This is a genomic window from Lachnospira pectinoschiza (assembly GCF_900103815.1).
Classification (GTDB): domain Bacteria; phylum Bacillota; class Clostridia; order Lachnospirales; family Lachnospiraceae; genus Lachnospira; species Lachnospira pectinoschiza_B.
This window is the reverse complement of record NZ_FNHZ01000001.1, coordinates 876,128-901,267: the sequence shown is the minus strand read 5'-3', so window position 1 is coordinate 901,267 and position 25,140 is coordinate 876,128. Positions and strand designations below refer to the sequence as shown.

Here is a 25,140-nt window from a genome sequence, read left to right as displayed (position 1 = left end):
TTTCTGCAATTATCTTGCTGAAAGGGGCATAATAGCCTAACACAAAATAGACTACTCGTGAGATAGTAATCGTCTGCATTAGACATGGATCTTAAATTTTCTTCTCTATTTTCATGTATTTACTCAGGCACACTTGCATATGCAGGAATAAATCTCGTACAAATAGAACACAAAATTTAAAAAGCATCACGCCCCAATATTTAGTTACAAAATTATTGTAATTCATCTTTCACATTTTTACAACAATAAAACTTTGGACTATTCAGTACGGCTGAAAGCATTGCAATTCCTTGCACCGTGAAAACATATGGTAAATATCTACGTCCACCATACTCTTCACTTGAGGTCGCAATTTGCGACCTCAAGTGGCTGCGTCCTCAAGATTATAAAAAATAACACATCAGAAAAGCTTTTACAATAACGAACATTTCTTTCATTGGTCTTATTAAATATCATTACCTCTGCATAAGCTAAATCATGAATCTCTGCGCTCATCTTATTCTCAATCGGAAATTGCTCTCCAAGGATATTATATATTTCCTTTTGCCATGTCTTTCTCTTCTGGTCCAGGTTCTGCTTTCTTCCTAAACGGTTTCATCATCCATCTCTTAATCTTCCTAAACACCTTCTTACACCAGAATCTGATCTTCCTAAATACCTTCATCATCGTACCTTCATTCGGAAGTAGCGCTCCCGAATTTTCCTTTCTTAAAATAGATTAATAGTTTCGGCTCATGTCCATTCCTTGCGCTAAAAATGGGCATAATAATAGACCAGTACTAGTCTGGGCGTCCCCAGAGGTACTGGTCTATGTAAAATACAACAATTATCGACTTTTCTTTAACTCTTTCTTAAAGAGCTCAGCCATTTTTTCTTTACCTTTTTGGGATTCTAAATCATTTATAGACATCTCTCCATTAAATACCAACGACATAATACCAATATACGCTTCTCCCAAAGCAGCTGTTAAAGCGCCTGCTGTAGCTGCAGAAATAAGTCCACCAACAAGAGAACCCGCGCCAGGAATAAGCTTGATTAAATTAGTAACTATAGTCTTTCCTAATACTGTTGCTCCTCCAGTCCCTATTGTTGATAAAATAAAACCTCTAAGAATGCTCTTATTGACATCAAATCCAAATATAACTGTAATCGAAGCAATCATATTTAACTGCGTTGGAATAAGTAATACACAATCTGAAAAAGGAATTGGCACTGCCCCCTCTCCTGCAGCCGCTGTTACTGCCGCAGCAACAGCCACCTGTGCTCTTTTCTTTTTATCAGCCAGACTTGCTATTTGAACATTTTGTAGCGTATCAATAAGCTCGTCTGGCAATACTTCCCCCATTATCTGTATCAGTTTATCTAGACCATGTGCTTTTTTAGTATACTCATCGTCTATCTCATAATCTGTTGCCAACACAGGAATAACTTGTCTGACATCAAGATTCTCATCCAAAAGCATCTTTCTCATTGCATCAGCATTTTTGTCTGAAAACGACTGCGTAAGCACAACGATAATTGGTATCTGAGTATCTTTAGACAACTCTTTTAGCCACTCGATTTCTTCTGGCTCTACACGATTAGAAGCAGTATTTATACAATACCAAATGCAATGAATTTTCTTATTAATATCTTGAGTTTCTAAGCCCTTATTAATAATATCCATCACTTCATCTTTAACTTGCTTTTGTACCTCTTTCCCAAGTTCGAATCCACGCGTGTCATAAATCGAAAGAGGTAATCCCTTTTTGGTAATTTTACACATATGCTTTGTAACAGGTTTCCCTATTCCAGTTTTAGCAAGCTCATCTTTAAATACCGCATTAATTAACGTGCTCTTTCCAACTCCGGTTTTTCCAACCACAATTATATTGAGTGTTTTTAAATTTTTGACTTTTTTAATAATTGCATTAATGGCATCTTGTGCCACCTTCTCTACATCTACAGGCATTCTTACTATTCCTCCTCGATCAAATTCATAAGGACTACTGACAATATCTCCAATAATTCCACCAATCATTATTTTGCCCTCCTTTCGTTCTTCTTACCACGCTTCTCGTAATCACAATCAATGTCTGCTTTCCATGCTCCACCTGCAAATGTCATAGCCATATCTGCAGCTTTGCATTTTCTTACTCGTGTTACGGCGGCTTCAAGAACCTGATAATTAAGGGCTGTTCCTAGTTCATCACAATTATAATTTGCTGCTCTGTCTTTACTAATGCCCATATTTCCTGCAACTTCTATAGCATCAATATTGGCTCCAAGGAAAATGAATTCCCAGTTATACTTTTCTTGCTGACGTTTAATTAGTCGCTTAACATCCTTGAATGAATAATGTCTACTTGCATTTTCCAAACCATCTGTTGTAATAACAAACAAGGTCTTAGCCGGTCTATCCTCTTCTCTTGCATACTTATGAACATTACCGATATGATGAATTGCTCCACCTACCGCATCCAAAAGTGCTGTGCAGCCACGAACATAATAATCTTCTTCTGTAAGCTTCTTTACTTCACCAATAGCTACTCTGTCATGAATTACATCTGTTTCATCATCGAAAAGAACTGTGGAAACAATAGCCTCTCCTTCCTCTTTTTGCTGCTTAGCTATCATGGAATTAAATCCACCAATAGTATCAGATTCAAGTCCGCTCATAGAGCCACTTCTGTCAAGAATAAATACGATTTCTGTTAAGTTTTCTCTCATAATAATTACCTCCATAATTAGCTTATTTGCTTGTTTCTGAGGTAATTATATCTTTATATTCATTTATGCCGGTCACTTGCCAGGCGACATTTACTAGACTTGTGTCCCAAGCAGTTGTTCTCCATGTTCAAAAAGAGCTAGATTGATTTCATATATGTCAAAAGCTTTCCTCTCGATAAAGTACTGCACTATAACATCCTGCTTACTGCAAGGTGATAATGCCAGTCCAGCTCTTGAAAGAAGATCCTTCGTATCATCCAAATTCAATTCTAGGGCTACTGCTAAAGCAAGAGCTGTGGATTTACTAGGGTTCTTTGTAGTTCCACATTTTAGCTTAGAAAATGCCTTTCTATCAAGATTCGCCTTCTTTTGAACCTCTACATCAGTAAGTCCTTTTGCATCAGCAAAGGAAAAAACAAGTTCCATAAAGGTTTTGTCCAGATTATTTACAACATCATCTAGGCTTCTTTCTTCCTCTAATATCGGTGCTGATAAGCACGCATCAGAATAAAGCACTTCCTCTTCATCTTCAAGTGCAGCCTTATTTGCTTTTGAAAATGTTGGAACAGTGCCATTAGAAGCTCTTCCATAAGAATCTGGGTACTCTTCTTGATTCTTTTCATCTACATAATTGTCATTGATATACTCATCAATATCTCCAAAAAGTTCCGATGACAGCGATACTGAATTTTCATCAAAAACCACAAGGTAAACCTCCATGTCACTCTCCGACATGAATGCTTCAATCTCTGACAGTGCTATCCTTAGAGCAATGCCTTTAGGAAATCCGTAGCTACCTGAAGCTAAAAGCGGTATTGCAAGGCTTGAGATATTATTATTAACCGCGACATCAAACAGGCTTCGATAACATTTTCTAATAATATCTTCCTCACCAGCTTTACCACCTTGCCAACGGGTTCCCACTGTATGAATGATGAATTTTGCCGGTAAATTATAGCCATCAGTAATAACAGATGTACCTCTATCAATAGCACCTATCTCATGACGTTTTGCTAAAAGTTTATCTTTACCAGCCGCTTCATAGACAGCACTATCAATCCCTGCACCATATCCTGGCATAGGGTTTGCTGTGTTTACTATGGCATCAACTTGCATTTTTGTAATGTCGTTTCTAACTATTTGAAATGGCATATGTAATACCCCCTAATTATTAATAAGCCTTGCTTAAACCTTTATTGAAATCCTTATCAAAATCTATCTGTCAAAAAACCATATCTAACACTTTCATTTGCGGATATGGTAACCCACACACTTTTGTTACTTCCTAATTGAAAGTATAGCATCTCGAACTAATGTTGCAATAATAATCTACAAAAAGTTTGAAATAGCCGACAAGCCGCGAAAATCGTGCACTCCCCCTTTTATGATTCTAATGGTAGCAAAAAAGCCTGTCCCATTATAGGGACAGGCAACCAATAATTTCATTATATAATATATCAGAATGCAATCTTATCTTTAATTTTATTCCTTTGTTCTTCAGTAAGAATAGAATTTTCAACATATGAATAATTATCATGCAACCATTCTACTGTTTCTCTCCTATAGTAATCACCCGGATTAACATTTTGAGCTGTTGAAAAATCTAGTTTCCCCTTAGAGAACCTACAACTCATAAATCTATTTGAACTATTTCCTGTTAAAAGAAGCTGATCTATCAAAATTATTTCTTCTTTTCTATCTATTGCTAACGCATTCTCTATTTTATTAATATATGATAATAAGCTTTCAAATGAGAGACAGATCACAAGTCTGTCATATTCTTCAACATTTGTCTTTAAAATAATATATTCATTCATGACAGACGCTCCTTTCTTACAAATTACTGTTCACTACTTATTAAATCCAAACACTTTTGAATTATTTCATCAGCTTCTTCTTTGGTATCCATCAATCTCGTATTATCAGTCGGGCCAATTATATCTCCAAAGTGAAAAACTGTATCTCTCTGAGATTTATAATAATTATAACAATTCTCTATACTATTATTCTTACTTATATCAGAGAAATGCTCTGTAACTACATATCTATTCGGAGTCACCGATTTATCTAACCCAAAACAACTAAAAATTCGTCCAGGAGTTCCTCCTGCTTCGGTAATTAAATACATAATATGTCCCTCTAATGCCCTTAATGCGGGAAACGCATACATAGAATAATCTTCGCTTTCAATGTAATGTGTCAAATTAATTATCGACTGCTTTATCAAACGTTTTAAGCCTTTCGGATAATTTACAGGCAAACCATTTACCATTTGTGTATATGCATCTGAAACAAGTTCCTTTTTTATGCTAATTCTATACGCATTGCCTAAGATTTGCTCAACGTAAGTATCGTCATACAATTCAACTATCGTTGCAGTAAGTATCTGAAACAAATAATTATTTTTCCCCTGAAGTAATAACTTTTTTTGTCCCGACTTAAACAGTGTAACTGTTACAGAATCTCTATTAAGTCTGAATTTATAAATATCCTTTATAGCGGTAGATGAAATTGTATAAGTTATCCCCTCGTTGGATTCATTAATCAATTCAATAAACGCATTAAAATCATCTTGCTTAAAATACGGAATTGAAAACCAGTTAGCCCCCTGAACAGCAACCTTTTTCCTATCAACAAGTGCCGATTTTGCCAACTGATCTGCTTTCTCATTATAAATAACATTACTATGTCCAGGAACCTTCTCAAATACTACTTCAAGAAAATCCTTGAATTTCGAATTGTAAAGGCTTATATACATCTTAGCAACTTCAGAATTTGCGTTCCATTCACCACTAACCCATTTTGATAGGCCTTCGTAATCATGATAAATTTTTATTTTTTCATATTCATTAGATATTGCCCAATCAAGCGCATTAATCACACCGAATATTTCACCAATAATATTATTGCTGTCTATATATTTCTGATTACTACCATAACCACAGATATCGTCTTCAGCTCCATCAGGCTTTATAAATTGAACTCCATATGAATATCTTTTTAAATCCTTATCAAAACTTCCATCCGTAAATGCCACAAGATATCCGTCTTTGTTATCATCAGCTACTTTCTCAACCCAAACATCACGGTCTTCAAGATATGCCTCTGCCTCTTCCCTTGTTGTAAAACTCTTGAATTCTGCCCCAGAAAAACCTTTCGTTACTGCCTGACACTCATCCCAATTATCAAAAATTCCTGTCTGATGTCCTTTTTTTACCGCATATACTTTCATTTAAGTCTTCTCCTCCCTGCTAGTAGAATACTTAATAATATCCTCTCTGTAAGCGTTTGTCAACATAAAAACTATATTAGATTAAATCTATTGTTAATGAACTAGTAAATAAATAACTTTTATAATCGTCAAACCATAATCTATCATAAAATTCTTCTGATCTTCAGAATATGCCTCACGTTCGCTTATAGCATCATCCGAGGAATGTCTAAAGCAGTGCAGTTTCTTTCTAAAACTTTTCACTCCATCATCTGAAATCTACTTTTATGTTTTGAAAGTAAAACTCCTTTAAATCCATTCTATCACTCATCATAGCTAAGATTAAACAACATAGCTCTTATTTTGACCAACTACATCTGTTAATGCCTTAGCTTCTTTCCTTAATTTTACACACAACAATGGCTACCCCAATTCCATATTTTATGCAAAGTTCACTTCAATATTTCTAAGAAGGATACTTCGCTCATGCCTATTTGTTGCTCAAAATCCTTATAATCACTCACATCCTGAGGTATTCTAAGTCCATGTTTAATGAGACATACATCATCTCTGGCAGAAACATTATCTTCAAAAGATAAACCTTTATTAAGCCATAATACTTTATCATTCTGACCAGATGCCTCTGGGTAAAAATAGAATGCCCTCTTAGCATCAAATCTAAACATATACGCCAATACCTGCAGATAATCCTGATTACCAATATTTTCTATTGGCTTATACTTTGCATCTGCAATAACACGGTTTTCATCGTCTTTTCCAATGAAGTCTGGATAAATAGCACCTATGTTACCACCAAAGAGCCACTGCTTTCCTTTGCGAGCCTTATTCATTGGATGATAGAAATAATCCTTCACAAGAGAATTCACATATTCTTCCCACAACCAAGCACCATCAAACAAAATTCCGTAGACTTTTCGCTTGCCGTATCCCATCTGTTGCTTTTTATTCTGTAAAATCAAAATACACAGTCGCTGTAAATCACGGTATTCATGATAATATGCATGTCTTATAGTGTTCTTTTTATTATCTTCAATAATATCTCTTCGGTCAGCCGGTCTATATGCCGGTGTTGAATCAATAACAAGCTTTACTTCATCCTTAGCACTCTTTAAAATTCTACTACCATATGGTTTGGCTTTAATATATTCAACAGTATGTCTTACAAGCTCCATCAAATAATTGTCGTAAGAATACTCACGCTGACTATATGCGATATTTCCAATAAAAGGTGTATTCTTACGTATATGCCGAGCCACATCTATAGTGCCTTTAACGTTTCCATCATTGTATTCTCTTCGAATATATGTCTTAAACGCACCCTTTCGAGCAGCCTTCTTTAAGTAATATGGAAACAGGAACACCAACAAATTAAACATTCCATTATCCTGTTTAGCCTCAGTTTCAAGATCTACAATATTAGGAAAATCCATAACCCTATTTAGCAGATATTGAAACAGATAATCTTCATCTCCAGAGCTAAACCTCGATTCGATGACAAGACGCTGATCACCCACTCCAAGAAAACCCATAACATTCCCGGAAACATACATGTCATTATAGCTTTGGAGAATCATCTGTTCCCCGGAAATATCATCAGCATCCTTTATTACCTCTGGAAACACAAAGATTCCCTCCCGTTCCAGCTGCTTAAATGTTTTATCAGCAACTTCATTGGTAATTGCATTTACATCAGCAAACTCAGTTTTTAAGTTGTATTGGTTATCTTTAATCTTGAGTTGCTTCATTTTCATCACCCTCACTTGGCTCCTCGTAACCATAAGCTTTGGCAAATCTCTTCATAATTCCAGGCTCGTCAAATAATCCACGAACGTAATCCTGTAAAAGTGGTTTCAAATAATCTGTCCAAAGTTCGTTAAATCCAAGAGTCTTAAGCTTCAAAAAATATGATGCACCAATCTGGTAGTTCTCATTTAAGTCTTCAACTTTAATAATCTCAGTATTTAAACTATCCATACGCTGAACCGCTTCGTTCTTAAGCTCCTCGTTTTCCAAGGATTCAAGCATATCCTGAGTATCCTCTGCTTTAATTTCAACAAATCTGAATCTTCTGCGCATAGCAAAATCAAATGAATCAACAGATCTATCAATATCATTCATTGTTCCAATGATATAAACGTTCTCTGGTATATAAAATTTCTCATCAGGGTTTGTATGCATATTTGAATACTGCGTTGCAACCATTCCCTCTTTACCTCTATAGCCAGGATCAATTGAGAAGAATAACTCACCCAATATCTTTGAAATCTCTCCACGGTTAATTTCATCTATGATAAAGATATACTTCTTCAATTCTTCCGGTTCTACGGATGTTTGCGTAAAGCTATTCTCTGTTTCCTTAATAGCCTTATAAAGAGCAAAGTCGTAAGAATAACCTTGTGTTGCAAACTGCTTTCCAAAGAAGTTTGTAATATCACTTACCTTCTCAAATGAAGCCCCTGATTCTAGCATCTTCTGAACCTCATCAATATTAAGGCTCAGCTTGTCTACAGAATCATTACCCGGAATAGAAATATAAATATGCTTCTCATCAACGTTAGTGATGGTAAATTCACTACCTTTAATGGTTTTAAACTTATCTACACCGAACTCAATGTTAGTAAAGAAGTTCGCCATAACCGCTTTGGCAGATACTTCCTGTTCCCTTAATTTCTTTGATTTCTGTGAATCTTCAAAGTTCTTTCTTGCTCTGTCAACAAACTTCTTAAAGATACCATCTTGCAATTCAAAGCCCATGCTGCCATCGTCATTCATCTTAGGACGTAATCCTTCAACAAAATCCGAGTAGTCATAACTTGGATGAAACTGTACAAATTCCACCTGCTGTCTCTGCTCATCTGTAAGATCTGAGTATCTGTCAGTGTAACCATTACTGATAATATCTGCTGCAATAGACTTAGCTAGATACGACTTACCAGTTCCAGGTGCACCTCTAAAGATGATATTCTTTGACTCTAAAAGAAGCTTAGAATAAGGATTATTACTTTCCGCTGTGGTTTTATCAACATCATCTGTTATTACTTTTTCTGTGTTATTCTGATTCAATTCTTGATCGGTTTTATCGCGGTAAACAAAAATGAATCTATCTCCATCACTTCCAAATCGTTTCAAGCACTCTTTAACAAATACTATTGTAGAAAAAACGTTCCAACAATAAACAACAAACTGAGGACCATTTTCTCTTTTATAAACAGAAAACTCCATCGAATTCTTGTATTTTCTAAATTCAGCTTCGGAAGGAAAAATCCCCCGTATAATCTCTCTATCTGGAGCGTATTGACAAACTGGAAATTGTTTCTTTTCATCATCCGATAATGATGAAATCTCTTTCTCAAAAATTTGAAAAGCTAGTCTTGGCAAAGTTTGATTGGAAATCTTTGCCTCACTTTTATTTCTATTTCTATGAATTATCTCACCGTCAGCTTTCTGAAAATAAGCATCAATCGGCTTATAATTATCTCCTAAGCCAAGATTATCCATGGTAAATCTTTCATCCATAGATACCACAGAATCGGCCGTTATTGTAAGCTCATATTTTTCCTGCTTCATTTCAATCGTATACCCCCGACTTTCAAGATAAGATTTTGCTTCTACAGCATTATACCCTTGTGTTGATATTTCTTCGCCATTTGCTATGTGATTAGCAATAGCAATTACGTACTTTGGCGGATACTTCTTTCCATCCACAACTAAAACGTATACAGTGCTCTCGTTATGCAAAGGCACCCCGTGCTCATCTATGTATTTGAGTGCTTCATTAATACTCTCCTTTGAAATTCTTGGAATTGCCATAAATATTCTCCCACTATTATTTCAATCTACTCGTATATACACATCTATGCCGAAAAACATTTTTTATTAATTTCATTGCAAATATCATCACATAAAGATTGTAAAGTCTCACAGACTCTAGCCCCTTTTTTTACAATACGAGTATCCAAATCGTTATCAATCAGATTTACAATAACAATTTCAATTTCTTCGCTTACTTTTTCAAACACCATCTTATAAAATTTAGCAGAATCTAATTCCATATTTTTTTCATCTATTAGAAGTGTTCCTTCGCTATTTTCTGGCATTGAATATTCAATAATATAATTTCCATCTTCATATCGTAAGTTATAAGTTTTTTTCATATCTTTTCACCCTTTGTTGAATTGTATATATACCACCATCAATATTATCCGCTACAATTTGTAAAATACTATATTTATTATCCTCATATTCCAGTGCTCCAGATTGGACAGAAAACTCTTCATTCTTGCTTAGAAAAACAACATTATCAACGTCAAGGTTAACTATAAACTGTGGATTATGTGTAACCATAATAACCTGTCTTCTTTTTGCCATATTTCTGAATTGATCTAATACATCCTCTTTAATCGCTTTTTGGGATATATGATCTTCTGGCTGGTCAATAATATAGATGCCCTTATTCTTTTCTTCACCACTAAGAAGCTTAAAATATATACGCGAATTAAAGCCTGCAGATAAATCCGTATATACATCCTTTCCATTTTCAGTTATAGCCTTAATAGGTTTGAAATCATTATCCAACCTTGATGTAATCTTTGCTTTGAAAGCTTCCAACGGATCTTCAATATCATTTGGATACCTTGTTATGCTATCTTTTAATTCTTTTCGAGTTAAAGTATTTAATTCAAGCTTATGATTTCTCTTTAGTACACTAGAAATAACTTCTTTGATGTATTTTTCATCAACCTTTTCTACCGATATTTTAGAGACAAAAAGAAATGTATCAACTGGATTTACCTCTGGCTTAACGGCAATTTCATCAATCTGACATTTATAATCCTCAAATGACAATCTTGTCTTTACAAGATTACTGATATTTTCAGCCAATATTTTTCTATCTTCGGCAAATGCATTATGCCGGTTCTGCGCATCAGTTTGTCTTTCGCTATATTTTCTTTTAAAACGTTTCAACGCTGTATTAAAAGCATTTCTTTTTGTTCTTTCAAGCTTAGCCTTTTCGTACTTATCACTGTACTTCTTGTGAATCAATTCAAAATACTCAACTTCACTTTGTAGTCTTTCTTTGTCACCATCTTCCAAGGCTTTATTAGGAATTATTTCCTTGGTTAATTCATCAATTATTGCCTCGAGTTTTTCGACCAATTTTTGAAGTTCTGATATATCGACTGTTTCTAATTCGATACCCAGCACCAATTCCTTTTCAAGCTCGTCCTCATCTAAAATAGTCAATGGCAATAGCTGATTTATGCTATCTTCATATTCAAATCTTTTTTCAATTAAACGGTAAAGGCGATTAAACTCTCTTTCAACAGGCTTTCTGTATGAACTAGCATTGATTTCATTGGGAAAGAATTCCGCCAAGTACTTATCAGCTTTAAGATTTACATCCTCAAAGATTTCCCTAATTTGTCCCTGATAATTAAATTTGAAAATATCCTTTTCATCTATCTTTGTTAATATTTCAATACCATTGTCGCTAATATACTTCTCATATCCTCTTTTTAGCTTAGTGTTTGAAGATATCTCTCGTTCTGAAGTTAATTCGTGTAATAAAAGAGATTTTCCTATAGAGTTATCTCCAATTATTACATTTATTCCTCTGGACATAGGGATAACATTGGTTTTACCGTTTATTTTGATTTTTAATTCATCTAAATATTTACCTTGTCCCCAGAAACTTCCAGTATAATTTATTCTATGATTATCTGTAATTGCCATTACTAAACCTTTAACGGTAGGCAATGCTTTAAGGTATGTAAATCCTATATCGTCGTTCTTATCCTCAGAATTAGGATACCAGTTCCAATCATGGCAATCAGAACCTGTAACAAATCGCATTTTATCTTTTACATCCTGATCAATCGAATATTTTTTATTAAAAACCTCATTGTCCCTTTGACGAAACTCATATGCATCAAAATATTCTAGAAACAATAATTCATTGAACTTATCTCGTCCCAATGTTAAAACATCAGCTTTATGTGGCTTCTGTGTTGACATTGGTGATTTTTTCTGATGAGCAATCATTACAAAATCCAAGCCAATTTCTTTTAATATTAGAAAGTAATCTTCCCTAGAAAATGCACCATTCTTGTACTTTTCCTTGCCCAGTCCATCATTCAAGATGTTTTCAATATTCTTTACTTTCTCCTCATTGCTATCATCAAATATTGTTACAATATGAATGACTTTCTTACCATCAAAATTTACCGAAAATTCAACACCTGGTAATACTTTTAACAACTCTTTACCTTCATGCGATTTAAGTGCCTGATACATAGAATAGCCAAATCTATCATGATCAGTAATTGCGCACATATCAATACCGTTCTCTTTAAGTTTAGACACTAACAATGGAATATTCTCTACCGTATTATTTGATACTTTTTTTCCATCCTTGTGTGATGACACTACTGAATGAATATGCAAATCTATTTTTATAGGCTTATCAACAATTTTCTGCATCATTTTCCCCCACCATCTTTTTAAAACTAATCTATCGGTCTAGCATACACATCCTCAACATATGTCTCTGGAGTAGCCTCTTCCAGAACTCCTGACTTCGGATCATAAATCTTTTTTCTCCTAAGTCTCTCATAAAGAACAGAGCCAATCGTATCCATAACTTCCTTCATCATATCTGGATCAGAAAACAGTTTCTTAAAGAACTGATCATTCTGTTCATATCGTTCAGCTGCCATATTGGGGAAGTCCTTCTCAAACAAAATCTTAAATGTTACACGGTCATTGTTTACAGCACAATTCTGCCATTTTTCCTGAGCCGCATAATCGTTTTCCATCTGAATAAGAACCTTATCCATTTCGGTAAATGCAGTTCCGTATTTTTCATTAATCTTATTAATGATTACTGTTAATGGATCTTTTGTTACTTCTCTATGACCTGCTTCACCAGAAATAGGTACATATCCACCTTCAGTACTCTCCAGCTCGATTGCGCCATCATAGTCCTTAACAAGCTTGTAATACTCAAGTAGAACCTTGTCATCAATGTCTATTCTTTCAGTTCCAGGTCCCTTTGGAAGCATCACATATAAAAACTTTCCATAGATACTAAATCTGTGAATGTCCTTATCAAACATTCTGCATATCTGAGTCACATAAGAATAAACTCTTAAAAAACTTGCTAATGTAGATTTAAATAAGTCTCTCCTATCTATATCAATTGTCATATAACGACTCACTGCTGGTCTAAGGCAACCTTGTAACTTACCTAAATCACCTACAGCCTGCTCATCCTTGGAATAAAAAATATCTGCGAATGTTTTAATTTCACTAGACTGATATACTCTGAACTCATCAAGTGTATTCTTCATATCATAGATTACATTAGGGTCTGTCTCTTCAAGTAACACAGTCTCTTCATAGAATGGCTCAAAGGACTTCTTAATATCATCAGCTGTATTTACAAAATCAAGCACAAATGTGTCTTCCTTGCAAGGTGCAATTCTATTTAGACGAGATAATGTCTGCACCGCCTTCACCCCTGAAAGCTTCTTATCTACGAACATTGTATGTAATAATGGCTCGTCAAATCCTGTTTGATACTTCTCAGCTACAACTAATATTCCATACTCGCCTTGATGGAAAGTTTTTGGCAATGCCTTTTCTTTAATAGTCTCTCCATCATTGGTTTTATTCATTGATTCCTCTGTGAACTGTGTACCGTTATCTGTAATTTCACCAGAAAATGCAACTAATACTTCAAGGTCGTTATATCCTTTCTCTGCAATCTGTCTTCTAAACTCCTGCACGTAGCGAACTGCATGAAGTCGAGAAGAAGTAACAACCATTGCCTTTGCTCTACCGCCCATCTTATGTCTGGTTATACTCATAAAATGCTCAAGCATAATAGATGTCTTCTGTGAAATATTATGAGGATGCAATGTCTCATAATTTAGAATTGCCTTCGCACCTGCTGTCGTATCAAGTTCCGGATCATCATCAATAGTCTTGATGATTTTGTAGTACATCTTATAAGTCATATAGTTCTTAAGTACATCAAGAATAAAGTGCTCTTCTATAGCCTGTCGCATAGAATATATATGAAACGGATGAAATGCACCTTCTGCATCTTTTGTTCCAAACATCTGAAGGGTTTTTCCCTTAGGAGTAGCTGTAAAAGCAAAGAATGAAAGATTCTTCTGAATGCCTTGTGCTGCAAGTTCATCTAAAAGGCGATCTTCATCATCTTTGCGATTCTTCTCCTCTTCCTCTTCCATTTCAGCATATTCTTTCAAAATATCCTCTGTATCAGCCAGTGCGCGTTTGAGCTTCTTGGCTGAATCACCTGTCTGTGAAGAGTGTGCCTCATCAACAATAATTGCAAAGTTTTTATTACCAGAATTAACCTCTTTATATATCACTGGAAATTTCTGCAAGGTTGTAATGATAATTCCAGCTCCAGCTTCAATTGCATTCTTAAGCTGCTCGGAGTTCTTATCAATCTTCTGAACAACACCTTCTACATGATCAAACTGATAAACAGTATCCTGTAACTGGCTATCCAAAACTCGTCTATCTGTAACTATAATTACTGACTGGAATATTTTTTCATTTAAATCATTGTGAAGCCCTGATAATCTATGCGCCAGCCAAGCAATAGAATTAGATTTACCAGATCCTGCGCTATGCTGAATTAAATAATTTCGCCCTGCTCCATTTTCCTTTACATCTGAAAGAAGCTTTGTTACTACATCCAGCTGATGGTAACGAGGGAATATCATACGCTCCGACACAAGATTTCCTTTCTCGTCAAATTCCTGCTCAAGATGCATATACTTTTGAAGTATCTCAAGAAGCCTATCTTTACAAAGAACGTTCTCCCAAAGATAAGCAGTATCATATCCATTTTCATTGTTCGGATTTCCAGCACCGCCAACGTTACCTGCTCCATTACTACCCTGATTAAATGGCAAGAAATATGTAGCCGCTCCTTGCAGACGAGTAGTCATATAAACGTTAGTAAGATCAACCGCAAAATGAACGAGCACACGCTCTTTGAATACAAAAATCGCATCTTTACTTGCTCTATCAAACTTATACTGATTAATTGCATTCATAGTATTTTGCCCTGTAAACTGGCACTTAAGTTCCATTGATACAACAGGAATACCGTTAATAAACAGTACAATGTCAATACTATTTTCATTTTTTACAGAATAATGAAGCTGCCTTGTGCAATGGAAGATATTTGCTTCATACTGCAATCTACTTGTCTCGTTAAGTGTGGTCTCAGGCTTCCAAAAAATAGGTCTAAACTTAATACCTCGATCAGTAAAACCATGACGTAGTACATTCAAAAGACTTGTCTGCCTAACCTCACGGCTGAATCTATCAATTATCTGTTGCTCAGAAGAATCTCCATATATTGCCTCGAAGCGTTTCCATTGTTTAGGTTGACTAGTCTTTATAAACTCAACAAAAGTAGCCTCATCCAATCCTGAATAACGGTTGAATGAAGCTGGATTTCCTTTTGTATATCCCCCGTAATTAATCAGATAGCTTTCAATATCCTCTTCAAAACGTCTTTCTTTTACATCAAAATCTGACATTATTTTTCCTCCACAAAATTTCCTATTCTCCCATAATTTTCCATCGAATTTTTTAAATCTTTATAAAATCTATCGCTTAAAACAAACTGTGTTTTTATATAGCCGTCTGTGTCTGTAATATCTCTACGTTTCACTAAATCTGTATTATCTCTAATACCATAATAATATGAAGCATAATTCTTATACTCCACAATTGGAGCATTATTATTTTTAAGAAATGTTTTAATAAATTCTCTATCCTCTAGAGATAACGAATCTATAAAATCCCACATTTCCTGCAGATCTTCTCTTTCACGCTTCTTATCCATTTCTCTGTTATATCTTTTGTTTGAAACAGAAACCATTTTTTCAGATATTTTCGAGTAAAGATAATGAATTAATGTTATGCCCAGAAAGCCAACGGCTGCAAAAAATAATATATACCAATTCCGACCAAGTTTCTCTAATAAGATAGTTTGATCTGGTGTTAAAACATAAACGGTTACACCAATTACTAACCCCGCCATTGTTGGAATTAATCTTTTTTCAAATAAAACTTCTAATACCTTCCCAAAAGCCTCCAACGGTTATACCTCCATTTTCCCTGTAACCACCTCATAAATCAGCGATTTTTTATATTCATTGAGCTTTCCAATCATTGATGTAGCTAACTCAATCTTTACATCTACTTTATCCACCTTTTCATCTAAATACTTAATAATCAACTGTTGTTCATCAGAAGGGGGTAATACAATTGTAATTTCTCTCAAATCAGATTGAAACAAATGTGGCACACCCATTCCATCTTTTATTCGATCAATATATCTTTGAAAAACTGAGCTCAAAAAATAATAGTATAAAAATTTGGATTCAATTTTCATATCTGTTGTAATTACAGCCAGTGAACCGTTTGTCGTTGAAGGAACTGGCAAATTTTCTACAATACCGCATTTCCCAATTCCAGCACCATCTTTAACCAGAAGAATATCTCCTTCACTCAACTTTATTTCAGGAGATTCATCATATCGCTCTTGATTAATGAAATTTATATTATTTTCAAAATCAATTTTACTGTTGACTATATTAAATGCAGACAACAATGGATATCCTTCCTCTACATATTCGTCGGCCTTAAGTCCCTTCCATCCAAGTCGAGCTCTTATATATGAACAATTTTTAAGTTTGATTTCATCCCAGTCGATGGGAATATCACTTATCCATTCAACTCCACTATCCTTCATCTCAACATTCGAATTTACCCCTTTTGTAACAGTTTCAGTTATAACAGATAGCTTATATTCTTTAAGCTTTTCTATAATAGCTTCCTGCTTCGATATTATTGAATCTATTTGAGAACATTTTAAATCAAGATAATCCGCTATACGTAGCTGCTCATTTAATGACGGAATACATATTTTATAATTTAAAATATTCTTTTGCGTTATTGTGGATATAACACCTCCTATGTTATTCAATCCAATTTGCCCCTGCACTATATCTGAAATCAAACAATAAAATAAGAATCGATTATTACATTTTAAATCTTTAAAAACTACAAATTGCGGATTAATTGTTGCTAGCTCCTTCGAATCATAAATAGCACATTTTCCAACTGAAGCGGTTTTTACAAATATTATATCTTGCGGGTATACCATTATTTCAGGCGATTCATAATACTTTTCCCATGACAAATATGAGCATTTATTTAAATTAATTTTAGAATCAACTATATTTGTTGGGCTCAAAGTAATTGGGCCATCACCCTCGTCAACCAAATCTTCTGTTGTATATCCTCTAAATCCTATTCGTCCGAAACATGTTGCAACCGTTTTAATAGGTACTATATTCCAATTAACGGGTATAGCACCAATCCAATCCAATCCACTATCCTTCATTTCTTTCATTAGACAAATACCTCCTCAAGACTTCCAGATAGTTCTTTCTCAAGCCCTCTAATCTCAGCCATTATCTCATTAGATGGTCTTGGTGCCTCATATTTGTAGAAATATCTTGTAAATGGAATCTCATATCCAACTTTAGACTTCTTCTCATCAATCCATGCGTCTGGAGCAAATGGAAGTACTTCACGCTCAAAATAAGCCTTAATATCTTCCTTCAAAGGTACATTTTCTGTATCACGTAATGATGTATCAGGTTGTGGCTTCCCCTTCTTTAATACAGGATTTCCTTCCTCATCGTACAATGGTCTTTCTACAGTTATCTTTGTATAGCCAAAATCAGCATTATCATAAATCTTACTAATCTCTGACTCTTTGAAATCACCATAAATCTGTGTGATTTTGTCAATATCCTCTTCGGAAATATCGTTACGCTTATTACCAAGAGCTTTTCTTCTCTTAACATATAATTCATTAGCATTAATAAGCTGCACCTTTCCTTCACGAATAGTTCCAGCTTTCTTGTTTGAAAGAACCCAAATATATGTTGCAATACCTGTGTTGTAAAATATGTTATTTGGAAGAGCAATAATGGCTTCCAATAAATCATTCTCTAAAATATATTTTCTGATATTTGATGGTCCAGAACCTGCATCACCAGTAAATAAAGGAGAACCATTATGGATAATAGCTATACGGCTACCACCTTGGTTGATGTCCTTCATTTTTGACATTGCTGTCATTAAGAAAAGCATTTGTCCATCACTAGAGGTTGGAAGCCCTGCTCCAAAACGACCACCAAATCCAAGTTTTGCTTCCTCTTCAACTTTTGCTTTTTCATTTTTCCATTCACGTCCAAAAGGTGGATTAGAAAGAATATAATCAAATGTCTGTCCTTTGAATTGGTCATCTGAAAGAGTATTACCATCCTTAATAAAATCTGAGTTATTGCCCTTGATAAGCATATCGGCTTTACAGATTGCAAAAGTCTGGTCATTAATTTCCTGACCAAATGGAATTAATTCTGCAGACGCATTCAATGCATGAAGATACTCTTCAGCTACTGATAACATACCACCTGTTCCACAAGCAGGGTCATAGATAGTCTTCGCCACATTGTTTCCCGAAAGGACATCGTTATCATCATAGAAAAGTATATTAACCATAAGCTGAATAACTTCTCTTGGTGTATAATGCTGTCCAGCATCCTCGTTATGTGCTTCAGAAAATCTTCGGATAATCTCTTCAAAGATGTATCCCATTTCGAGATTTGATATCTCGTCCGGATGCAGATTGCCCTTATCAGTTGTAAACTCCTTCAGCACAATATAAAGGATTCCTTTATTGGCCATAGTTGTAATATGACCATCAAACTTAAACTTCTCTAGAATATCCTGAACATTATCCGAGAATCCATTCAAATAATCTCTAAAGTTCTCCTCAATATGGTCAGGATCATCCATAAGTCTTTCAAATGTATACTTACTTGTATTATAGAATTCATATCCAGATGCCTTACGTAAAAGTACATCTTTCATAGGCAAATCTTTTACTTCTTCATACTTAGAAAGAACTGCATCTTTCGTATCTGAAAGTATGCAGTCAAATCTTCTCATTACGGTAATAGGTAAAATAACCTCACCATATTCGTGTGGTTTATAAACACCTGTTAATTTATCTGCTATCGCCCAAATAAGGTCTGCTTTCTGATCAATTTTTCCACTTCTTGTTGCCATCTAAAACAACCTCCACTTTATTTTTTACATTTGTATTCCTAAATAAATACTAATCTATATGCTGTCCATAAAAACGAACTTCACTCAAAAAAAAATATTCTATTTACTCTTATCGATACTAATTATGTCTCCGAAATCGCAATCCAATTCCATACATATCTTCTCTAAGACACTCATGGACACAGTCTTTCCCTTGCTCATCTTGGCAAGTGTACTGCTGCTAATTCCGATGTTTTCGTTCTCAACAAGATCCATCTTTTTCATGTTCTTGTCAATCAATAATTTCCATAATCCATTATAAGATATAGCCATATAATTCCTTTCTTGTGATTAATTTCACAACGGTAACGTGCCTTAAGTCCTATAAATTCTGTCATTTTTAATTATACAGCCATATCTTATTTAAAACAAATATAATTTTCGATAAGTCGAAACTTTTTTATATTTTAAATATCATACCTAATTCATCTTTAACTATTTTCAGATTCTTCTTTAGCCCCTTTAGCTGCTTTAATTTAGCCTTATAAGCCTCAGCGATTTGATTCTGTTCAGCAAGCGAAGGCAATGGAATACACATCTTCTTAAGCTCATCTACTGCGATATTATTAATTCTTCCACTTGTACTAGTTGATTGTAAAACTTCACTTCCTATCTTGCTACTTAGAAAAGCCTCTATATAATATGGATTTGCTAAATTTTCATCTATTTCAATTATATAGAAATTATCACTTACTAGTATTTTTTTACTTTCCAATACTTCTGCAATAGTATGTTTTATGGAAGTTCCATTTTTTGATATAACAATATTTCTGTCTTTTACACAGTATCTTTCATATCTACCTTCTATTTCTTTTAAATATTGCATATCATCAGATATAATTCCATCTTCAATATCAGAAATCGTTAAATACTGAATATCAGTTGGTTCATCTGAAAATAAAGAATATAATTCATCTGCTCTTATGTGCGCTCCTCGTGTAATATTCTTGATAATTTTATTAAACTCATCTCCATTATCAAACTCTATTTTTTTCCTTAAGTAATTCAGTGGATTAAGATTATAATTATTACCTTCTAATTCATCAAAAACTACGCTGGTTGAATTATCACCGTATTCTTCTAGCAATGAAATTATCTCATTTATATTTTCTTTTGATAAATTATTTTGTCTTCTTCCTGACTCATAAATATTAGTAGCATCAATCATTTTTACTTGCTTGTTACCTCTACTTAATACAACCATTGCATATGATGTATTAGTAAATGTATGTAATCGTTCTGGTAAAGCTATAACAGCTTCAATAAAACCATTTTTAACAAAATATTCTCTTATTTCCTTATCTCTAAGCATTTCTATACTTCCAATGTTCATCATAACCACTGCTTTTCCATGTTCAGATAAATGTTCTATAATCAAGTTATTAAACAACCAATTAGGTGACATTGAACTTCTAACACTTGGGACTTTATTCTTAAAAGATTCGTATTCACTTGCTAAATAATCAGATTCTCCATTTATATTACCTAAAGAAACCTCCGAAAAAATCTTATCAAATTTCTTTTCTTTAGGAATATTCATTAATTCAAATTCAGCCTTTACATTATTCAGCTCTGCTCTTATTTTTAACATTTCTAAATAATCCTTATCAATTTCATAACCTTTTAAAATACTAGGTTTCTTCATATTGGCTACAGAAATTATAAAGTCACCTACACCACTTCCAAAATCTGCTACTATGTCTTTTTCATTAATATTTAATACTGAAATTGCTAAATCAATACATGATTTTGAAGAATTATGCATATAACCTATTTTATCAAATGTTTTAGTATAGGATTCACATAAATAATACAAAATTGCTTCTTTAGAATATGTATGAGAAATATCAAGAATACCATCTATATTATTTGCTACTATAGTTTTTATATTAGATTCACTACATGCAAATCTATCCACCATTTTAGATATAATAGATTCATCATCATTAGCTTTATACTCATTAGAGATGTACGCCGCACTTGCAACAATATACTTTACTGCAGAACCTATATCACGCATTCTTTCTAAATATCTATATACGCCTTCTGTCTTATCTGCCATATAATTACTATCAATAACTTTAAAATTGTTCTTTTTAATCATAATCTTAACTCCTTTAAAATCCTATTTGTTTTTTGTAACCAGATTTCATTTTATTATGTTAATCATTTACTATACCACTAAAGTAAGTCTTCAATGCTTCTACATTAAAATCTCTTTTCATTTCATTCACAAAAATAATTTCATCTTTTAAAAACTCTTTTGCCAACTTCAAGTCAGAATCAAAATCCTCATCATCAATCGTATTATCACTTTCACTCTCATTATGCTTCATCAAGTAAGCTGCCAATGTTGCCATTCGTTTTTTCTGATTATCAAGAATACCTTTTTTATCGCAATAGTTGTCAATCTCAATAATCTCATTCTGTAAATAATAATCATTATTCACTTTTAACTCATTTCTTTTCTTCATAATAAATTCTCCTTTATTTATATATTTGGTTTTCTGCAACCATTGTTCTCTCCGTAATTAAAATATATCATTAGTATTATTGGTTGTCAATAACCAATTTTGGTTATTATAAACCAATTATAGTTTATCTTAATAAAGTCATGCTTTTAATGGTTAATACTTTTAAAAGACGTAAATAAGCCACTAGCTTAGCTAGTGGCTTAACTTACTTATATTATATTTGATATTTATCTTACCTAATTATTTAAAGTAAATATCTAATATTTTTCTCTCAGCATTTACTACTATCCCCTATGATACTTCCAAAACTCCACTGTCTCCTGCAAATCGTCCTCGTCTTTAAATAACTCCATCTTCTTTCCGATAGCGATTGCCATGTCTACGTATGCATTAGCTCTGGCTGTGATTACATTTTCATAAACAACAAGGTCTTCCTTAAGGGAATGAGTTGAGTCAATGCCCTCAAGAACGCCTGCGTGGTCTAGTTCATCCGCCCCATTGCATATGCCAGCTACTAACTGTTTATTATCTACCACGGCTCGAATAAATGAATATACTTCCTCATTGTCGATAGTTTCAATATTTCCACCAGGTATTAAAAGCAGCTCCACCTCTTTTGGATCAATATCCTTTAGGGCGCAACTAGCATTCAAAGAATATTTTTCAGTAGCTGTAACACCTTTACCATCAATAGTTGCAAATACAATTTCATGGCCACAGCATTGTAAGAAATAATTTGTAACCACAATCTCATATATACAACAAGTCTCATATAGCAATACAACAGTCTTCATTTTACACTCCCCCATATATTCTAAACTCATAATTAAGCATTTTTCAAATTTAAATAATTATAACATGTCACTTCATATATAAGAACAACATCCCCCATTTTATTTTAAAATATAAGCAAGCACGGCAAAACATTTTTACCCTACGCCGCTGCCATGGTGCGCACAGAACTAGACGGCATCACAGCCCTTAAGCACCTAGAGAATATTGAAAATGGACTGCTAACCATAGGCACCATTCCTTCAATTCCACAGTACAATATCACCCTGCCACTTAGCGATTTTCAAAAGCTCTACCAAAAGACCACCATCAAATTCCTAGAGGACGACCCGATGAATTTGTTCCATTATCTAGAGAACGAAAAAGCGCCACTCACGACCTTGAGGGTTGGTCATCCTGTGACGCTTGTATCTGCTTCCTATTCTTCTGCAAAAGAAAAAACAAGTGGGAGGCTTTTGTTTACCTCTCACTTGTCTATGATAATAATAGTACCGTTAAATCTATAAGAAAAATGCTAATGTAGGCGAAGCGAGTCAAAACGAGACAAAATTGATCACGACAAATTTAAATATACTTATGTAGCCAATCTGGCATATTAGGATCATCAATTTCCCAAGATTCTTCAAGTGTTTCATCAGTCTCCCAGTCATTCTCGTTTCCATCAAAGAATTTCTGCCTATGACATTTGTACTTTTCCACTATATCACCTTCTAATCTGTATTCATTCCAATAGTAATTCTGCTTGCCATAACCCTTCCATTCATTGGTTGTATATATAGTCATTATAACACCCCCTCTCTTTAAACTTTATATGTTCTTGTTTCGTGAACTGTGCCGTTAGAATAAACAGTTTTACTAGCCTTAAATAAACCATCTCCTGAAGAAAACTTCGCAACTTTATTACCAGACTTTGTAACTCTTGCTTCAAATATATCACCAGGGTTATTAAGCATACCGCCTAAAGCTTTCATAATTTCATTTTTCATTTTCTCACCTCCGTTTACGCTATGTTTTCAATAGACTCTGTAAGTTTTCTCTTTAAATCTTTTGAAACAGGGTACTTTTCAATTTTCTTTAAAATTGATTCCTTAGTTTCACCTCTAGAATACAGTTCTTTTACTACTGCCGTAAAAATAGCATCAAAACCATACTTTGCAATACCTTCAGAAATCAAACCAATTACACCCAATGTAGCAATACCACCAATCATCCCTCCTGGACCTAACGCTGCTAAAGCAGCTGTAATTGCTGCGCCACCAGCTAATCCTGTTGCGCTTATTGCAACAATTAAAACCAATCCTGGCACTCCTAATGCCGCCACTTTCTGAACTATTTTATCCATTTTTATATTTTCTCCCTACCGTAACTATATTTTTCTAAAGCCTTAAGTACGAAATCTGTTGTACCTATACCAAACATGGAATCAATTAAGCTTTCAAGACTAAAATTTGATGTTAATCTAATTCCATACAATACGTCCTTAGCATCAATTGCTTCTATCCCAGACATTTTAACAATGTAGTCAAAGACATCTGAAACCACCTTTTGTACTTCGCTAGATTCAGGATCCATTTTTTTGCAGTAAGAAATCTTAGCCAGCATCTCCATAACATCAGTTCCAACTTTATTAATTTCCGCAATTTCCATTCCTCCAGAAATATCTTGGTTGATAGTCGACAATCCCTCTTTAGAATTATCTGATGAAGAAAAAACACTTAACGCAAAATTGTCTAAATCATTTCCAAATGCCGATATATCGACTATCTCACCATCGTACAACCCGCTTTCGTAGGAATATCTCATTGTCTCAGCAGTTAGAATAAGATTTTCGTAATGTTTTTTCTTTTCCTTAAGTTCATTGATCTGTTTACCTAAGGCTTTTTTCCAATCAAATTCTGGTTGAGATATAAAATCCTTAATTTCATCTGCAGAATATCCTAATTCCTTATATAGTCTAATCTGATTGATTCGATTAATCGCAGATTCATCAAAATACCAGTATTTCTTTTTACCTGATACTCCAACTTTTGTAGGTTCAATTATTCCACTCTCGACATAATACTTAAGGACACGTTCTTTAATTCCTAGCTTTTTACAAACATCTCCAGTCGTATACAAGTCCATAGCCATCCTCCTCAATAAATAATTTATCAATGGCCGCCAGCGGCCGTCAATACTTATATTTATTTTTTACAACATGAAAAAGGCCACTGTCCTACACAAATGCAGAACAGTGACTATATTCTTCTTTTAATTTATATTCTCGCTAAGACTTCCTTTAAACAGCAAATCCCTTCTGCTCCCCATAGAGTTAATGCTTGAGGAATCACTGCAACAACAATACTCACAAGAAGCCTCTGCCATCCAAGTGATACAGATCCATTAATAAACAAACAAATGCCTCCAATCACAAAGAAAGTCAATAACAACCAACATATAATATTGCCAGTCCACCAATAAAACCAATTTCAAGCCAATCAAATAAGCCTTTTCAATTCATACCAGCTTGTTCTCTACTAGCCTTAAACTGATATACCACAAGTCTTCACTCACAATTTACTGTCCAACCACTTTTTCATCTTCTCTTCACAAAGTTTTCTAAAATTGTATCAATAAGAAATCAAGTGGCTATTCACTCTAATTTTCCTCCATGGCACCTCGCACTTCTCCCGCATATCTGAATACGGGAACTAA

The 25,140-nt window shown here is 34.2% G+C and carries 25 protein-coding genes; 1 reads left to right on the top strand and 24 read right to left on the bottom strand.

The annotated features are described in order from the left end of the window. Positions 1-212: 212 nt before the first annotated feature. The 19 genes from BLQ66_RS12230 to BLQ66_RS03690 form a co-directional block, all read right to left on the bottom strand. A complete protein-coding gene (locus tag BLQ66_RS12230) occupies positions 213-365 on the bottom strand; it encodes an ORF6N domain-containing protein (RefSeq protein WP_143452970.1) in 153 nt (50 codons plus the stop codon). Positions 366-529: 164 nt separating this feature from the next. After that, the gene (locus BLQ66_RS12000; RefSeq protein WP_180364687.1) at positions 530-667 is read right to left on the bottom strand and encodes a hypothetical protein; all 138 of its coding nucleotides are present in this window, start codon (positions 665-667) and stop codon (positions 530-532) included. A gap of 159 nt (positions 668-826) precedes the next feature. Further along, complete coding sequence (locus BLQ66_RS03770; RefSeq protein WP_242869318.1) at positions 827-2,020, bottom strand: YcjF family protein; 1,194 nt, start codon at positions 2,018-2,020, stop codon at positions 827-829. After that, positions 2,020-2,709 carry a vWA domain-containing protein gene (locus tag BLQ66_RS03765; RefSeq protein WP_074520982.1) on the bottom strand — a complete coding sequence of 230 codons (690 nt, stop codon included), beginning with the start codon at positions 2,707-2,709 and terminating at the stop codon, positions 2,020-2,022. The genes BLQ66_RS03770 and BLQ66_RS03765 overlap by 1 nt, the downstream gene beginning before the upstream one ends. A 93-nt stretch (positions 2,710-2,802) precedes the next feature. Further along, on the bottom strand, positions 2,803-3,861 hold the full coding sequence (locus BLQ66_RS03760) for a macro domain-containing protein (protein ID WP_074520981.1): 1,059 nt from the start codon (positions 3,859-3,861) through the stop codon (positions 2,803-2,805). Positions 3,862-4,166: 305 nt separating this feature from the next. Beyond that, entirely contained in the window at positions 4,167-4,526 is a 360-nt protein-coding gene (locus BLQ66_RS03755; protein WP_074520980.1) for a type II toxin-antitoxin system RnlB family antitoxin, read from the bottom strand. A 23-nt stretch (positions 4,527-4,549) separates the two neighbouring features. After that, positions 4,550-5,941, bottom strand: a complete 1,392-nt coding sequence (locus BLQ66_RS03750) for a ribonuclease H1 domain-containing protein (RefSeq protein ID WP_074520979.1) — start codon at positions 5,939-5,941, stop codon at positions 4,550-4,552. A 431-nt stretch (positions 5,942-6,372) separates the two neighbouring features. Continuing rightward, positions 6,373-7,563, bottom strand: a complete 1,191-nt coding sequence (locus tag BLQ66_RS03745; RefSeq protein WP_242869317.1) for a 5-methylcytosine restriction system specificity protein McrC — start codon at positions 7,561-7,563, stop codon at positions 6,373-6,375. A gap of 103 nt (positions 7,564-7,666) precedes the next feature. Beyond that, positions 7,667-9,751 (bottom strand): McrB family protein, encoded by a 2,085-nt coding sequence (locus BLQ66_RS03740; RefSeq protein ID WP_074520977.1) that lies wholly within the window; start codon positions 9,749-9,751, stop codon positions 7,667-7,669. A 44-nt stretch (positions 9,752-9,795) separates the two neighbouring features. Beyond that, the gene (locus BLQ66_RS03735; RefSeq protein ID WP_074520976.1) at positions 9,796-10,095 is read right to left on the bottom strand and encodes a hypothetical protein; all 300 of its coding nucleotides are present in this window, start codon (positions 10,093-10,095) and stop codon (positions 9,796-9,798) included. Further along, entirely contained in the window at positions 10,079-12,424 is a 2,346-nt protein-coding gene (locus BLQ66_RS03730) for a PHP domain-containing protein (protein ID WP_143452969.1), read from the bottom strand. Before BLQ66_RS03730 ends, BLQ66_RS03735 begins: the two co-directional genes overlap by 17 nt. 23 nt (positions 12,425-12,447) lie before the next feature. Next, positions 12,448-15,528 (bottom strand): type I restriction endonuclease subunit R, encoded by a 3,081-nt coding sequence (locus tag BLQ66_RS03725; protein WP_074520974.1) that lies wholly within the window; start codon positions 15,526-15,528, stop codon positions 12,448-12,450. Next, the gene (locus BLQ66_RS03720) at positions 15,528-16,091 is read right to left on the bottom strand and encodes a hypothetical protein (protein WP_074520973.1); all 564 of its coding nucleotides are present in this window, start codon (positions 16,089-16,091) and stop codon (positions 15,528-15,530) included. Before BLQ66_RS03720 ends, BLQ66_RS03725 begins: the two co-directional genes overlap by 1 nt. A 3-nt stretch (positions 16,092-16,094) precedes the next feature. Beyond that, positions 16,095-17,411: a restriction endonuclease subunit S gene (locus BLQ66_RS03715; protein ID WP_074520972.1), complete on the bottom strand. Its 1,317-nt coding sequence runs from the start codon at positions 17,409-17,411 to the stop codon at positions 16,095-16,097. Further along, positions 17,411-19,141: a type I restriction-modification system subunit M gene (locus BLQ66_RS03710; protein WP_074520971.1), complete on the bottom strand. Its 1,731-nt coding sequence runs from the start codon at positions 19,139-19,141 to the stop codon at positions 17,411-17,413. Before BLQ66_RS03710 ends, BLQ66_RS03715 begins: the two co-directional genes overlap by 1 nt. Positions 19,142-19,240: 99 nt before the next feature. Then, complete coding sequence (locus tag BLQ66_RS03705) at positions 19,241-19,453, bottom strand: helix-turn-helix domain-containing protein (RefSeq protein WP_074520970.1); 213 nt, start codon at positions 19,451-19,453, stop codon at positions 19,241-19,243. A 127-nt stretch (positions 19,454-19,580) separates the two neighbouring features. Further along, positions 19,581-21,284 carry an N-6 DNA methylase gene (locus BLQ66_RS03700; protein WP_074520969.1) on the bottom strand — a complete coding sequence of 568 codons (1,704 nt, stop codon included), beginning with the start codon at positions 21,282-21,284 and terminating at the stop codon, positions 19,581-19,583. 58 nt (positions 21,285-21,342) lie between these two features. Then, positions 21,343-21,654 carry a hypothetical protein gene (locus tag BLQ66_RS03695; protein ID WP_074520968.1) on the bottom strand — a complete coding sequence of 104 codons (312 nt, stop codon included), beginning with the start codon at positions 21,652-21,654 and terminating at the stop codon, positions 21,343-21,345. A gap of 284 nt (positions 21,655-21,938) precedes the next feature. Beyond that, entirely contained in the window at positions 21,939-22,448 is a 510-nt protein-coding gene (locus BLQ66_RS03690) for a DJ-1/PfpI family protein (RefSeq protein WP_074520967.1), read from the bottom strand. Between the two features lie 153 nt (positions 22,449-22,601). On the opposite strand from BLQ66_RS03690, the gene BLQ66_RS11995 reads away from it, so the two are divergent. After that, the gene (locus BLQ66_RS11995; protein WP_180364686.1) at positions 22,602-22,952 is read left to right on the top strand and encodes a hypothetical protein; all 351 of its coding nucleotides are present in this window, start codon (positions 22,602-22,604) and stop codon (positions 22,950-22,952) included. A gap of 58 nt (positions 22,953-23,010) precedes the next feature. On the opposite strand, the gene BLQ66_RS03685 is transcribed toward BLQ66_RS11995, so the two are convergent. The 5 genes from BLQ66_RS03685 to BLQ66_RS11990 all read right to left on the bottom strand — a co-directional run bounded on the left by BLQ66_RS03685 (position 23,011) and on the right by BLQ66_RS11990 (position 24,839). Beyond that, the gene (locus tag BLQ66_RS03685) at positions 23,011-23,229 is read right to left on the bottom strand and encodes a hypothetical protein (protein WP_207645131.1); all 219 of its coding nucleotides are present in this window, start codon (positions 23,227-23,229) and stop codon (positions 23,011-23,013) included. A gap of 17 nt (positions 23,230-23,246) precedes the next feature. Then, positions 23,247-23,432, bottom strand: coding sequence for a hypothetical protein (locus tag BLQ66_RS03680; protein WP_074520965.1), 186 nt, complete (start codon positions 23,430-23,432; stop codon positions 23,247-23,249). Positions 23,433-23,446: 14 nt separating this feature from the next. After that, entirely contained in the window at positions 23,447-23,788 is a 342-nt protein-coding gene (locus BLQ66_RS03675) for a hypothetical protein (RefSeq protein ID WP_074520964.1), read from the bottom strand. Between the two features lie 2 nt (positions 23,789-23,790). Beyond that, positions 23,791-24,570 carry a MerR family transcriptional regulator gene (locus BLQ66_RS03670; protein ID WP_074520963.1) on the bottom strand — a complete coding sequence of 260 codons (780 nt, stop codon included), beginning with the start codon at positions 24,568-24,570 and terminating at the stop codon, positions 23,791-23,793. 131 nt (positions 24,571-24,701) lie between these two features. Further along, on the bottom strand, positions 24,702-24,839 hold the full coding sequence (locus BLQ66_RS11990) for a hypothetical protein (protein ID WP_180364685.1): 138 nt from the start codon (positions 24,837-24,839) through the stop codon (positions 24,702-24,704). Between the last annotated feature and the right edge of the window lie 301 nt (positions 24,840-25,140).

Excerpts from the sequence above, each read along its gene's own strand:
- BLQ66_RS03760 (WP_074520981.1), bottom strand. The coding sequence starts at position 3,861 with ATGCCATTTCAAATAGTTAGAAACGACATTACAAAAATGCAAGTTGAT.
- BLQ66_RS03755 (WP_074520980.1), bottom strand. The coding sequence starts at position 4,526 with ATGAATGAATATATTATTTTAAAGACAAATGTTGAAGAATATGACAGA.
- BLQ66_RS03710 (WP_074520971.1), bottom strand. The coding sequence starts at position 19,141 with ATGGCAACAAGAAGTGGAAAAATTGATCAGAAAGCAGACCTTATTTGG.
- BLQ66_RS03715 (WP_074520972.1), bottom strand. The coding sequence starts at position 17,411 with ATGAAAGAAATGAAGGATAGTGGATTGGATTGGATTGGTGCTATACCC.
- BLQ66_RS12000 (WP_180364687.1), bottom strand. The coding sequence starts at position 667 with ATGATGAAGGTATTTAGGAAGATCAGATTCTGGTGTAAGAAGGTGTTT.
- BLQ66_RS03685 (WP_207645131.1), bottom strand. The coding sequence starts at position 23,229 with ATGACTATATATACAACCAATGAATGGAAGGGTTATGGCAAGCAGAAT.
- BLQ66_RS03680 (WP_074520965.1), bottom strand. The coding sequence starts at position 23,432 with ATGAAAAATGAAATTATGAAAGCTTTAGGCGGTATGCTTAATAACCCT.
- BLQ66_RS03695 (WP_074520968.1), bottom strand. The coding sequence starts at position 21,654 with ATGAAGAAAAGAAATGAGTTAAAAGTGAATAATGATTATTATTTACAG.
- BLQ66_RS03705 (WP_074520970.1), bottom strand. The coding sequence starts at position 19,453 with ATGGCTATATCTTATAATGGATTATGGAAATTATTGATTGACAAGAAC.
- BLQ66_RS03690 (WP_074520967.1), bottom strand. The coding sequence starts at position 22,448 with ATGAAGACTGTTGTATTGCTATATGAGACTTGTTGTATATATGAGATT.
- BLQ66_RS03725 (WP_074520974.1), bottom strand. The coding sequence starts at position 15,528 with ATGTCAGATTTTGATGTAAAAGAAAGACGTTTTGAAGAGGATATTGAA.
- BLQ66_RS03735 (WP_074520976.1), bottom strand. The coding sequence starts at position 10,095 with ATGAAAAAAACTTATAACTTACGATATGAAGATGGAAATTATATTATT.
- BLQ66_RS03670 (WP_074520963.1), bottom strand. The coding sequence starts at position 24,570 with ATGGACTTGTATACGACTGGAGATGTTTGTAAAAAGCTAGGAATTAAA.
- BLQ66_RS03730 (WP_143452969.1), bottom strand. The coding sequence starts at position 12,424 with ATGATGCAGAAAATTGTTGATAAGCCTATAAAAATAGATTTGCATATT.
- BLQ66_RS03765 (WP_074520982.1), bottom strand. The coding sequence starts at position 2,709 with ATGAGAGAAAACTTAACAGAAATCGTATTTATTCTTGACAGAAGTGGC.
- BLQ66_RS11995 (WP_180364686.1), top strand. The coding sequence starts at position 22,602 with ATGGTGCGCACAGAACTAGACGGCATCACAGCCCTTAAGCACCTAGAG.
- BLQ66_RS03750 (WP_074520979.1), bottom strand. The coding sequence starts at position 5,941 with ATGAAAGTATATGCGGTAAAAAAAGGACATCAGACAGGAATTTTTGAT.
- BLQ66_RS03740 (WP_074520977.1), bottom strand. The coding sequence starts at position 9,751 with ATGGCAATTCCAAGAATTTCAAAGGAGAGTATTAATGAAGCACTCAAA.
- BLQ66_RS03770 (WP_242869318.1), bottom strand. The coding sequence starts at position 2,020 with ATGATTGGTGGAATTATTGGAGATATTGTCAGTAGTCCTTATGAATTT.
- BLQ66_RS03700 (WP_074520969.1), bottom strand. The coding sequence starts at position 21,284 with ATGATTAAAAAGAACAATTTTAAAGTTATTGATAGTAATTATATGGCA.
- BLQ66_RS03675 (WP_074520964.1), bottom strand. The coding sequence starts at position 23,788 with ATGGATAAAATAGTTCAGAAAGTGGCGGCATTAGGAGTGCCAGGATTG.